At 60.4% G+C, this 12430-nt stretch carries 10 protein-coding genes and 1 pseudogene; 4 read left to right on the top strand and 7 right to left on the bottom strand.

All coding sequences use genetic code 11. The features are described from left to right. The first annotated feature begins 1 nt into the window (after position 1). A complete protein-coding gene (gene ligD, locus J0663_RS27745) occupies positions 2-1063 on the top strand; it encodes a non-homologous end-joining DNA ligase (protein ID WP_207245614.1) in 1062 nt (353 codons plus the stop codon). Positions 1064-1128: 65 nt separating this feature from the next. Here ligD (J0663_RS27745) and ligD (J0663_RS27740) read toward each other — a convergent pair whose 3' ends face one another. Further along, positions 1129-3777: a DNA ligase D gene (gene ligD / locus J0663_RS27740; RefSeq protein ID WP_207245613.1), complete on the bottom strand. Its 2649-nt coding sequence runs from the start codon at positions 3775-3777 to the stop codon at positions 1129-1131. Between the two features lie 263 nt (positions 3778-4040). Here ligD (J0663_RS27740) and J0663_RS31845 point away from each other — a divergent pair. Further along, positions 4041-4158: pseudogene (locus J0663_RS31845) on the top strand (alpha/beta fold hydrolase); the annotation flags it as partial. Positions 4159-4239: 81 nt separating this feature from the next. Here J0663_RS31845 and J0663_RS27735 read toward each other — a convergent pair. Next, positions 4240-4554, bottom strand: a complete 315-nt coding sequence (locus tag J0663_RS27735) for a DUF982 domain-containing protein (protein ID WP_207245929.1) — start codon at positions 4552-4554, stop codon at positions 4240-4242. A 219-nt stretch (positions 4555-4773) separates the two neighbouring features. On the opposite strand from J0663_RS27735, the gene pepT reads away from it, so the two are divergent. After that, positions 4774-6006: a peptidase T gene (pepT, locus tag J0663_RS27730; protein ID WP_207245609.1), complete on the top strand. Its 1233-nt coding sequence runs from the start codon at positions 4774-4776 to the stop codon at positions 6004-6006. Between the two features lie 139 nt (positions 6007-6145). On the opposite strand, the gene J0663_RS27725 is transcribed toward pepT, so the two are convergent. The 5 genes from J0663_RS27725 to J0663_RS27705 all read right to left on the bottom strand — a co-directional run bounded on the left by J0663_RS27725 (position 6146) and on the right by J0663_RS27705 (position 11020). Further along, complete coding sequence (locus J0663_RS27725; protein ID WP_207245605.1) at positions 6146-6967, bottom strand: cell wall hydrolase; 822 nt, start codon at positions 6965-6967, stop codon at positions 6146-6148. 248 nt (positions 6968-7215) lie between these two features. After that, positions 7216-8256: a sulfate/molybdate ABC transporter ATP-binding protein gene (locus tag J0663_RS27720; RefSeq protein ID WP_207245600.1), complete on the bottom strand. Its 1041-nt coding sequence runs from the start codon at positions 8254-8256 to the stop codon at positions 7216-7218. 10 nt (positions 8257-8266) lie between these two features. Next, the gene (cysW, locus tag J0663_RS27715) at positions 8267-9139 is read right to left on the bottom strand and encodes a sulfate ABC transporter permease subunit CysW (protein ID WP_207245598.1); all 873 of its coding nucleotides are present in this window, start codon (positions 9137-9139) and stop codon (positions 8267-8269) included. Further along, positions 9129-9986, bottom strand: a complete 858-nt coding sequence (gene cysT, locus J0663_RS27710; protein ID WP_207245597.1) for a sulfate ABC transporter permease subunit CysT — start codon at positions 9984-9986, stop codon at positions 9129-9131. Before cysT ends, cysW begins: the two co-directional genes overlap by 11 nt. Before the next feature lie 8 nt (positions 9987-9994). After that, the gene (locus J0663_RS27705; protein ID WP_207245596.1) at positions 9995-11020 is read right to left on the bottom strand and encodes a sulfate ABC transporter substrate-binding protein; all 1026 of its coding nucleotides are present in this window, start codon (positions 11018-11020) and stop codon (positions 9995-9997) included. Positions 11021-11377: 357 nt separating this feature from the next. Between J0663_RS27705 and J0663_RS27700 the strand changes: the two genes are divergently transcribed. Continuing rightward, complete coding sequence (locus J0663_RS27700; protein WP_207245594.1) at positions 11378-12394, top strand: porin; 1017 nt, start codon at positions 11378-11380, stop codon at positions 12392-12394. The last annotated feature ends 36 nt before the right edge of the window (positions 12395-12430 follow it).

Below are 12430 nucleotides of genomic sequence, written 5' to 3'. Positions count from 1 at the left end.
GATGACCAAACCACGGCGCCCTTCCGCCCCCCTCCTTCGCGACTCCGGTTCTTCCATACAATCGCGACCTGTCCGTCGCCGTGATCCCGACCAGCCGAACCTGCCGTTCGATGCAATGCCGTCCAGAGTGGAGCCATGCCTGGCCTTGCTGAAGCAGACGGTGCCGCAAGGGCCGGACTGGCTCTATGAGGTGAAGTGGGACGGCTACCGATTGGCGCTCCACATCGAGCCGAAAGGTATTCGCATTCTCACCCGTGGCGGCCATGACTGGACCCACCGTTTTCCAAATATCGCCGCAGGGGCAAAGGAGCTCGGTGTAACACGCTGCATTCTCGACGGAGAAGCTGTCGTCCTTGATGAAGAGGGTCGCTCGGACTTTGGAGCGTTGCAGCGCTCGCTCGGCGGAAGGGGCGGCAAACGGATTTCGACCGAATCCGTCTTCTACGCCTTCGATCTATTGTATCTCGACGGTCACGACCTGACGCGCACCGAGCTGTCGGTCCGCCGCCACCTTCTCGAAGATCTGATTCCTGAGACCGACGCTGGCGCCATTCGGTTCTCGCAAGACCTGGATTTGGGTGGCGAGGAACTGCTCGAGCACGCATGCGATCGCGGCCTGGAAGGCATCATCGCAAAGCACAGGGACAGCCCTTACCGCAGTGGTCGTCTGGGGGACTGGCAGAAGATCAAGTGCGTTCAGAGCGAAAGTTTCATGATCGTCGGGTACGAGGAATCCGCCAGCAACCGCGGCGGACTCGGCAGTCTTTTGCTTGCGGGTCGAAACGGTCACGACTGGATCTATGTCGGCTCTGTCGGCACAGGCTTCAATCGAACGGAGGCGGAATATCTGCGCAAGACATTGAACCGCCTCCAGACGAAAAAACCTGTTGTGCCGCTCAAAGGAAAGCGCCTCGTCTTTTCGCAGCCAACCCTGATCGCCGAAGTCGAATTTCGCGGCTGGACGCATGAGGGCAGCCTGCGACACCCCTCCTACAAGGGCCTCCGCGAAATCCAGGATAACGCAGCCGTCTTTGATATGACTGATGCCCCTGCGATTCCGTGAAATCCCGCAACGCGATCAAGATCTCGCAAGAGCCAACTGCCACCTATGCCGCAATACTCGCCCTGTCAGGCGGCATGTTTGCCGGTTCGGCCGAGCTTCTTGATCGCCTGCTCCAAGGGACGCTGTCCCTCACAATAATCCTTCCAGGCGGACGACTTCGATAGCAGGGCAGGCACGGTTCGGATCGTGAACCTTTTCGGGTCAAGATCCGATTTCACCTGCGTCCACGTCAGAGGCATAGACACCGTGGCGCCCGGGCGGGCTCGGGGGGAGAGCGGAGCGACCGCCGTCGCCATGCGATCGTTGCGCAGGTAATCAAGGAAAATGCGACCGCCCCGCAGGCTCTTGGTCATTTTGATCAGATAGAGATCGGGGTTGTTTCGGGCCATCTGCTGGCAGACGTCGTGCGCGAAGGCCTTTGCTTCGGGCCATGACAACGGTTTTCGTTTGTTGACAGCAAGCGGGGTTACGACATGCAAGCCCTTGCCGCCCGTCGTCTTGCAGAAGCTGGTCAATCCGAGGTCTTCCAGCCGATCGCGCATTTCGCGGGCAGCGGCAACGACCGTGGAAAATGGGACGTCGGGACCGGGATCAAGATCGAATACCAGGCGGCCAGGCACTTCCGGCTGCCCGGGTTCACAGTTCCACGGGTGGAGCTCGACAGCCGCGATCTGGGCAACCGCAGCAAGTCCTTCGATGCGATCAATCTGCAGATATGGCTTCTTGTCGCCAAATACCTTGATCAATTCGAGCAGTTTGGATTGCCCCGGCATCGCATGACGCTGGAAGAACTGCTCGCCACCAACTCCATCCGGAGCACGGATGATGGAGCAGGGCCTGCCCTTGAGGTGCTCGATCATCCAGTCGCCGACCGCCTCGTAATAGCGGGCCAATTCTTCCTTTGTTACCGGATCACCACCGTTGACGTCCGGCCACAATGGCTTGTCCGGGTTTGAAATGAGCACACCCATGACATCGGCCTTCTGGCCCCTGCGGCGCGCTGGTGTTTGTATGGCCCTCGGGGTCGGCTCTACAACTTCGGTTCTCGAGGATCTTAGCGGTCGCTCCGCCTCGACTTCCCTGGCAGCCTTGTCCTCGCGCAAGCCTTTAAAGGCCGCCTGCCGGACGAGGCCATCGGCGGTCCAGCCCTCGAATTCGATCTCGGCGACAAGCTCCGGCTTCACCCAGACCACCTCAGCCTGCTTCTTCGGAGCGCCGATACCGGTGAACGGCGACTTCGCCGTCTCCAGCGCCTTCAGCTTCGGAAGCAGCGTTTCAACCTTCCTGGCGCCATATCCGGTTCCGACACGGCCGACATAGACGAAATGATCCTCGCTGAAGACGCCGACGAGAAGCGAACGAAACTTGCCGTTGGTCTTGGCATAGGCGCCGATGACCACCTCGTGCCCCGCACGGCATTTCGATTTCGCCCAGCTTTCCGTTCGCCCGGACTGATAGGCGGCATCGGCCTTTTTCGACACGATGCCTTCCAGCGATAGCTTGCATGCCGACCTGAGCACGGCGTCGCCGCCGCCTGTAAAATGCTCGACGTAGCGGATGCGAGGGTCATTGCCGGCCTCCGTGAGGAGTTCCTGCAATCGCATCTTTCGCTCCGTGAGGGGCTTGAGGCGGAAATCCTCGCCGCCGTCATAGAGCAGATCGAAGGCGAAGTAGACGAGGTCGCCGGTCTTGCCTTCCGACAGCGCCGCCTGAAGCGCGGCGAAGTCGGGCGCGCCGTGCTCATCGAGAGCGCATATCTCACCATCGATTATGCAGTCTGGAAGCGCGGACGCCGCCCCGGCGATCTCGGGGTACTTGGCCGTCCAGTCGAGACCTTTTCTGGTTTTCAGCGTCGCCTCGCCGTCGATCACCCGCATCTGAATGCGATATCCATCGAACTTGATCTCGTGGATCCAACCGTCCCCGCCGGGCGGCCGCTCCAGCTTCTGGCAGAGCTGCGGCGCGATGAAGCCCGGAAGATAAACCGCCGTTGCGGCGCCGGCGCGCTTTCCGCCTTTCGCCTCCGACTGCCGCTCCTCTGCGGCCAGTCCGTGGTTGCTGTCCCAGACGGCATCCGCCTGCACCTTGCCGCCCTCCACCATGAAGGGCTTCGGTTTACGCCCCTTGCCGGCTGCGATCTCTTCCATGCTGCGTCCTGAAGCCACCGAGGTGACGTTCTCTTCCAGGATGGAAGCACCGTTCTCCTCCACCGAGAACTCGTCGTGATGCTTGATCAACAGCCAATTGGTGCGCTTGCTGCGCTCGCGATCGTTGCGCATGCGCACAAGCACGAAGCTGCCGTGCAGGCGCTCGCCTTCGAGGGTGAACTTGAAGTCGCCCTTGGCAAGCGCCTGTTCAGGGCTCTTCTTTCCCTCCGGCTCCCAATAGCCGCGATCCCACAACATGACCGTGCCGCCGCCATATTGGCCTTTCGGAATCGTGCCTTCGAAGTCGCCATAATCGAGCGGATGATCCTCGACCTCGACGGCCAGGCGCTTGTCGTGCGGATCGAGCGATGGACCTTTGGTGACAGCCCAGCTCTTGAACACGCCGTCTAGCTCGAGCCGCAGGTCGTAATGCAGACGTGTCGCATCGTGCTTCTGAATCACAAAGCGGCGGCGGTTGCTCTTTTTGATGCGCCGTTCACCGCTGGGCTCAGCGGTCTTCTGGAAATCGCGTTTCGATCGGTAGCTCGATAGCTTGTCGCTGGCCATGGCTGTTCCCGGACATTCGCTCCACAACGAAATTGCGCACATCGTTGTTCCAACGCCGGGCGACCTGCCATATTCCTGAAAGGGAAGGGGCATGGCCATAAATTCCATCGATGCCGGCGGCAATCATGATTTTGGTTGTCAAGGACAGCAACGACCTGTCCCCGCGCCATCGTATGATCGCGTATCTAAGCACTGCTAAGCCACATTTTGTAACAGAACAGACCCCGACCGGAAACATGTGTGATACTTCGACCGCCTAACGCTTCATGGCACCTGAGAGCTGGAGCCGATATCAGGCGGAGCGAGGCGGCCATTTCGCTGCGCGGGAGCAACCTCAACTCTTTGCTCAAGAATTGCGCTGCTTTCAAATCCATTCGCTAACCCGGCTATCGTGCCGGCGCGGCTCCCGCCGGGGCCGCGCATGTCTCGAAGTTCGTAACGCCACCTCCGGGGGCTCCGCCCTTAGCGGAGTGCAGCGGCACGCCTGGGTCGCACCGGACGGCTGGCGGCCTGCATCTGCCAGGGAGCCACGACTGCCGGCATGCCGGCCTCGACGCACGCAGCCATGAAAGCCTCCCGTGCAATCAGCGGCGCAATAACCCGGTTGAGGGCGCCGCGACAGGTTTTGACGGCGCGCCTGTGGCGCTCCCCGTGGCCGAGTGGCCATTCATTTTCCAAGAAATCCAAGGCATCATAGACGCCGGTAAAAGTTCGTTCCAGGCCGCACTGCAGCCGGACCGTCACTGGACGAGTCCAGAGCACATCGTTCAGCGGCATTTTTTTCCTCCTTTCGATGCCAGCTTGATCCCGAAAAAATATTGGAAATGGCGAGCGCTTGTTCAAGACCGCAGCGATATCCTGACCCGCCTTTGAGCGAACCAGACTATCCTGTGCTCCGTCGATGGAGCTGCCGGCGTATTCGCCGACCGGAGAAATCTTTTGCCGCATCACCCGGGAGGGCTATATCCTCGGGGGATCTCACTGGACTGGATTGATATGACCGACACCGTTCTCGACCGCTTTCTCCGTTATGTCGTTATCGACACGCAATCCGATCCGTCCTCGTCGACGCAGCCGACCACCGGCAAGCAGAAGGATCTCGGCCGGCTGCTGGTCGACGAACTGCTGAAGATCGGCCTTGCGGACGCCCATCTCGACGAGCACGGCTATGTCTATGCGACCATTCCGGCCAATAGCGACAAGACGGTGCCGGTCATCTGTTTCTGTTCGCATATGGACACGGCGCCCGATTTCAGCGGCACCGACGTCAAGCCTGAGGTCATCAGGAATTATGCTGGTGGTGATATCCGGCTTTCCGGCGATCCGAGCCGAGTGATTCGTGTTTCCGAGCATCCCGAACTGATGAATCAGATCGGCAACGACATCGTCACGACCGACGGCACCACCTTGCTCGGCGCCGACGATAAGGCGGGGCTGGCGGAAATCATGACGGCGGCGGCGATTCTCGTCGGCAATCCCGATATCCGGCACGGGACGATCAAGATCCTGTTCACGCCCGACGAGGAGGTCGGGCGCGGGGTCAACAAGGTCGACCTGAAGAAGCTCGGTGCCGACTTCGCCTATACGATGGATGGCGAGACATCAGGCCATATCGAGGACGAGACCTTTTCGGCCGATGGCGTCGAAATCAGCATATCGGGCGTGGCGATCCATCCCGGTTTCGCCAAAGACCGCATGGAAAACGCCATCAAGATCGCCGGCGCCATCATCGATCGTCTGCCGAAGGAGATTGCACCCGAGACCACCGAGGGCAGGGAAGGTTTCATCCATCCGGTCGGGGTGACCGGCTCGATGGAGAAAGCGGCGCTGAGCTTCATCATCCGCGACTTCACCGACAAGGGGCTGGCGGAGAAAGAGGCGATGCTGGAAGCCATCGTCAAGGAGGTACTGGCTGCCTATCCCGGCTCGACCTACCATTTCCAGGTGAAGGAACAGTATCGCAACATGAAGCTGGTGCTCGACCGTCATCCGGAGATCGTCGACAATGCCATCGAAGCGGTGCGCCGGGCCGGAATGACGCCGGTGCGCGGCAGCATTCGCGGCGGCACGGACGGCTCGCGCCTCTCCTTCATGGGGCTGCCATGCCCGAACATCTTCGCCGGCGGCCATGCCTTCCACTCGCCGCTCGAATGGGTGAGCCGGCAGGACATGGAAAGAGCGGTTGCAACGATCGTGGAACTGGCGAAGGTTTGGGAGGAACGGGCTTAGAGGCGCTTGCCTCTAGAGCATTTCCGTTTTTCTTCGAATCACGGAAATGCTTTATCTCTTTGTTTTCACGCAATTCCGGACGCAAAACCGTTACACACTTTTGCTGGAATTGCTCTAAGCGTTCTTGGGAACGGCTGGTTCAGCCGCCCGTCATTGGCATGCCTCCACGCAGCATGACGCTGTCATAGGCGGGGCGGGGGGTGGGGATCGCGATCCGAATTCCCGGCTCAGGCTCGATCGAAGGTTCAGGCGCCGTCACTGGCGCCGTGATCTGCATCGGTGCCGTGCTTGCCGTGGCCATGGGGTCGGGCGCCGGCAGCGGAACGGGAACGGCCGAGGGGATCAGCGCCTCGAATTGCGGCGGCAGCATGCTTTCGCCCGGCACATAATTCATCGCCACCTCATAGGAAGGCAGCGGCGGCGGCGTTTGAAGCATGCCGTTGGAATCGCGCTTCTCGTAGAAGGCGTTGCCGCCGGCAACCGTCACATAATGCATGTTGTTGTAGGGGAATTTCAGCCCGTCGGTGTGGAAGAACATCGCATCCTTCACCGCTGGATGGCGTGCGCCCTTTAGCAGGATCGCATCGGCCGCGGTGGCAAGCTCCGGTTCGGCCTGCGGCTTGACTTCGCGCGTCATGACGCCGGGCGCAAACTGCTTCTCCTGAGCGACGACGCCGCAGATCGATGGAGGATAGGCGCCTGATGTGAGCCTGTTCATGACGACGGTTCCGACGGCCATGTAACCGTCCTCGTCGGAATGCTGCGATTCGAAATACATCGCGCGCTTCAAGCAGTCGCGATCCTTAGCGGTATAATTAAAAGTGACTTTCGGTTGAGCCTGTGTTGTCTTGGTCTTTGCCGGCGCCGTCGCCGGCTTCGGTGTTGTGGTGCAGCCTACAGCCGCCAGTCCTACGAATAAAATCCCGATCAGGGATTTTCCAAAGGAAATCTCCGCCCTCAACGCCAGGTGCCTCCTATGGGATTAGTCCAGCCCTTTATGATTAACGCGCACAATCTTTTACTCGTCATATGACTGAAATACAAACAACCTAAGATCACAAAAAGCCGAAGCGACTATCGCTGAAAGCGATTCCGGCCGTGATCCCTGCGACCGCCCGCTGCATAATCCCCGAGACTTAAGGAATTATTTAACTACTCAAACAGTTACGGCGCCATGTGCGCATTGGAAAAGCCGCGTGCTGCTCGACATCAGTCGCGGAACAGCTTCCAGCGCGTCGGTTTGAACGCGACGCGGTGACGGTCGAGCCTGTCGGCTTCACTCGGCGGGAGTTCGATTTCGATGTGCGGACGGTCGTTGCCGATATCGAGCTCGATATGGCGGGTGCCGGCCACGCGGCGGCTAGAAACCCGCTGGCCGGTAATGCAGTTTTCCGCTGATTCGCAGAGTCTGACGTCATGCGGGCGGAAATAGAGCTGAGCGGCGCCGTCCGGCTCGCCCTCGGCGTTCAGGCCGAGCGAGCGGCCGTCGAAGCGGATGTCGCCATCGGTGATTTCGACCTGCAGGCAGTTCGACTGGCCGATGAAGCCGAAAACGAAGGGAGAATTCGGATTGTCATAGACCTCATCCGGGGTGCCGACCTGTTCGATCGCGCCCTGGCTCATCACGACGACGCGGTCGGCAAGCTCCAGCGCCTCGTCCTGGTCATGGGTGACGAAGACTGTGGTGTGGCCGGTGCGGTCATGGATCTCGCGCAGCCATTTGCGCAGGTCCTTGCGCACCTGGGCATCGAGAGCGCCGAAAGGTTCGTCGAGCAGCAGCACGTTGGGCTCGACGGCCATGGCGCGGGCGAGCGCCACGCGCTGGCGCTGGCCGCCGGAAAGCTGAGCCGGATAACGTTTCTCAAGGCCGGCAAGCTGCACGAGTTCGAGCAGTTCCAGTGCCCGCTGGCGGATATCGGCCTTAGGCGGCCGCCGCGCACCGTTTCTGACCTTCAAGCCGAAGGAGACGTTATCGAGCACCGTCATATAGCGGAAGAGCGCATAATGCTGGAAGACGAAGCCGATATTGCGCTGCTGCACGGTCTTTTTCGAGGCATCTTCGTCGCCGAAAAAGATCTGCCCCTCCGTCGGGCTCTCGAGACCGGCGATCAGGCGCAGCAATGTCGTTTTGCCTGAACCGGAGGGACCGAGCAGGGCGATCAGCTCGCCGGATCGGATGTCGAGCGAGACATCGTGCAACGCCGGAAAACGATCGAATTCCTTGCGGATGTTTTGAACGCGTACTTCCATTCCAATTCCTTCAGTGCCGCCGGCTGGCGGAGATCTCCGCGCTATAGCGCATTTCCAGCAGCGTCTTCAAAACAAGAGTCACGAGCGCGAGCAAGGCCAAAAGCGTGGCGACCGCAAAAGCGCCGGTGAAATTATATTCATTGTAGAGAATTTCCACCTGTAGCGGCATGGTGTTCGTCTGGCCGCGGATGTGGCCCGACACCACCGAGACGGCGCCGAACTCGCCCATGGCGCGGGCGTTGCAGAGCAGCACGCCGTAGAGCAGGCCCCATTTGATGTTCGGCAGCGTCACGTACCAGAACGTCTGCCAGCCGCTGGCGCCGAGCGAAAGCGCTGCCTCCTCATCGGCCGTGCCCTGTTCCTGCATCAGCGGGATCAGTTCGCGGGCGACGAAGGGGAAGGTAACGAACATGGTCGCAAGCACCAATCCCGGTACGGCGAATAGGATCTTGATGTCGTGAGCGCTGAACCACTGGCCGAGCGAGGCATTGGCGCCGAACAACAGCACGAAGACCAGGCCCGAAATGACGGGCGAGACCGAGAAGGGCAGGTCGATCAGCGTCGTCAGGAACGCCTTGCCCTTGAACTCGAACTTGGCGATCGCCCAGGCGGCGGCGACCCCGAAGATAAGGTTGAGCGGCACGCTTATGCCGGCGACGATCAGCGTCAGGCGGATCGCCGAAAAGGTCTCGGCATCGCCAAGAGCCTCGAGGAAGGGTCCAGCGCCTTTGCGGAAGGCCTCGACGAAGACGGCGGCAAGCGGCAGCAGCAGGATCAGCAGCAGAAAGACGAGCGAAAGGAGGATCAGGCTGTAGCGCGCGATCCGGTGTTCCGTCGTCACTGAACGCACCTTCGCGGGTTGAACGGTTGCATCAAGCGCCATAGCCGTACCTCCGCCTGCTCCAGCTTTGAATAAGGTTGATGACCAGCAGCATGGCGAACGAAATCACCAGCATGATCGCTGCGATGCCGGTCGCCGCCGCATAATTATACTCTTCGAGTTTGATGATGATCAGCAGCGGCGCGATCTCCGATTTGAACGGCAGATTGCCGGCGATGAAGATGACCGAGCCGTATTCGCCGACGCCGCGGGCGAATGCGAGCGCAAAGCCGGTGAGCACTGCCGGCGCCAATCCCGGCAGCAGCACGCGGAATATCGTCTGCAGGCGGTTGGCGCCGAGCGTTGCCGCCGCCTCCTCCACTTCCTTGTCGATTTCCTCCATGACCGGCTGCACGGTGCGCACCACGAAGGGCAGCCCGACGAAGATCAGCGCCACGACGATGCCCGCCGGTGTAAAGGCGATCTTGATGCCGAGCGGCGTCAGGAATTGGCCGATCCAGCCGTTCGGCGCGTAGAGCGTCGTCAGTGCGATGCCGGCAACGGCGGTCGGCAGCGCGAAGGGCAGATCGACCATTGCGTCGATGACGCGTTTGCCGGGAAAGCGGTAGCGCACCAGCACCCAGGCGAGGATGATGCCGAAAACGGCATTGACGACAGCGGCGACGAAGGCGCTGCCGAAGCTGATGCGCAGCGCGTTCAACGTGCGCGGATCGAGCGCGATCGACCAGAATTTCTCCCAGCCGAGCGCGCTCGACCGGAAGGCAAGGCCGGAGAGCGGAATGAGAATCAGAAGGGTGAGCCAGGTCAAGGTAAGGCCGAGCGCCATTCCGAAACCCGGAATGACGCTCGGCCGCCTGAACCGCCACCGCGTGGGGCTATGTGCTTTCATGAAATCTATTATTGGGCCGGCTTGTAGATTTGGTCAAATACGCCGCCATCGCCGAAGAATTTCGGCTGCGCTTCTTTCCAGCCGCCGAAGTCCTCGATGGTGGCCAGCGTCAGCTTCGGGAAGCGGGCGATGTCGGCCGGGTCGGCGGCTTCAGGCTTAATCGGCCGGTAATAATGCTTGGCGGCGATCTTCTGGCCTTCATCGGAATAGAGATAATTGAGATAGGCTTCGGCGACCTTGCGCGTGCCCTTCTTGTCGACATTGCCATCGACGACGGCGACCGGCGGGTCGGCCCGGATGGAGAAGGTCGGCGTCACGATCTCGAACTGGTCGGGGCCTAGTTCCTCAAGCGAAAGATAGGCTTCGTTTTCCCAGGCGAGCAGCACGTCGCCGAGGCCGCGCTGGACGAAGGTGGTGGTGGCGCCGCGCGCACCGGTATCGAGAACCGGAACGTGCTGTAGCAGCCTGGCGACGAAGTCCTGCGCCTTGGCGTCATCGCCGCCATTCGCCTGCTTTGCCCATGCCCAGGCGGCCAGGAAGTTCCAGCGGGCGCCGCCCGAGGTCTTCGGGTTGGGCGTGATGACCTGGACGTCGTCCTTGACCAGATCGCCCCAGTCCTTGATGCCCTTTGGATTGCCCTTACGCACGAGAAACACGATCGTCGAGGTGTAGGGCGTCGAATTGTTCGGCAGCTTGCTCTTCCAGTCGGCCGGGATCTTGCCGGTCGCCTTGGCAATGGCATCGATATCGCCTTCGAGCGCCAGCGTGACGACATCGGCGTCGAGGCCGTCGATGACGGAGCGCGCCTGAGCGCCCGAACCGCCATGAGAGGCCTTGATCGTCACCGCTTCACCGTTGTCCTTCTGCCACTTGGCGGCAAAAGCGGCGTTGAAATCCTTGTACAATTCTCGGGTCGGATCATAGGAAACGTTAAGAAGCGTCTGATCTGCGAATGCCGGGGCAATGCTTCCCATCGCGAAGCTGCCTGCCATGACCGCCGCCGCAAGAAGCCGGGTGAGCCGTTGTGTCTGCATAGGAACCCTCCTGTTGTCTTCTTAACTCTATCAAGTCAGTCGTATAATGAAACGAAGGTTCTTCCTGTTCCGGCCGGGTCGATAGAATGCCATTCCATATAAGCGCGGTTCTTGAAATGGATGTGCCGGAGTTGGCCGCGGCCAATCGCACTTGCGCCGCCGCCTGCCGCAGAAGCGTGTTTTTTCGGCCACAGTTCCTTCACATCAGACGCGAGCGATGCTGATTTTTGCCCAGATTTTGCCGCGATGACACTTGCCGATTCCTATATGGCGACGGTGCGGTTGTATTTGCCGACCGCTACGTGGGGGCATCCTTGAAATGCGCCTCGCATTCCAAACCTGTTAGGGCCATTCAAAATGAATATCAGAACTATCCTTTTTGCCTCCGTTGCCGCCCTTGCCGCGGCCTCCGGAGCACGCGCAGCCGACGCCATCGTGGCGGCGGAACCCGAGCCCGTGGAATATGTTCGCGTTTGCGACGCCTACGGCACGGGGTATTTTTATATTCCGGGAACGGAAACATGCCTTTCCATCGGCGGTTACATCCGTACCGAAGTGCGCTTCGGTGACGATATCTCCGGCGATTCCGACGTAAACTTCTGGACGCGTGGCCAGGTCACCTTCCAGGCCAAGAACGACACCGAGTACGGCACGCTCACCGGCGTCCTGACGCTGCGTTACAATGCCGACAACGCCTCCGATCAGGAAGCTCTGCTGGACGAAGGCTATCTCGACATCGCCGGTTTCCGCGTCGGTAAGCTCTACAGCTGGTGGGATGACGACATGAGCGGCGAGACCGATACCCTCGCCAGCAACGAGACGACCCACAACTCGATCCGCTATCAGTACGAGAACGGCGCGTTCGCGGCCGGCCTCTCGATCGACGAGCTGGAGGAAGACTATGCCACCAAGCCGGGCGAAGGCCCGAACAACTTCGGTGTCGCAGGTCAGGTCTCCTACAAGGCCGGCGCCATCAGCGCTTACCTGCTTGCCGGTTATGATGTCGACACCAGCGAAGTCGCTGTCCGTGGCATCGTCTATGCCGATATCGGACCGGGCACGCTCGGCATCGCCGGCATCTGGGCAAGCGGCGCCAACTACTACTATGAAGAGTCCGAGTGGACGATCGCCGCCGAATACGCCTTGAAGATCAACGACAAGTGGAAGATCACTCCCGGCTTCCAGTATTTCGAAAACATTGCTCTCGAGGCTGACGGCAACGGCTTCACCGGCGGCAGCGCCTACACGACGGGCGTCACGATCGACTACCAGATCGTTGAAGACCTGCGTTCGAAGCTCAGCGTGCAATATCATGATGAGGACGAAGGCGACGACGAAGTCTTCGGCTTCCTGCGCTTCCAGCGCGATTTCTAAGGCTGCCTGACAAGAATGAGGGCGCGGCCTCCGGGC

The organism is Rhizobium lentis, assembly GCF_017352135.1.
GTDB classification, from domain to species: Bacteria; Pseudomonadota; Alphaproteobacteria; order Rhizobiales; family Rhizobiaceae; genus Rhizobium; species Rhizobium lentis.
The sequence above is the reverse complement of the archived record's forward strand: the minus strand, read 5'-3'. Positions and strand labels throughout refer to the sequence as shown.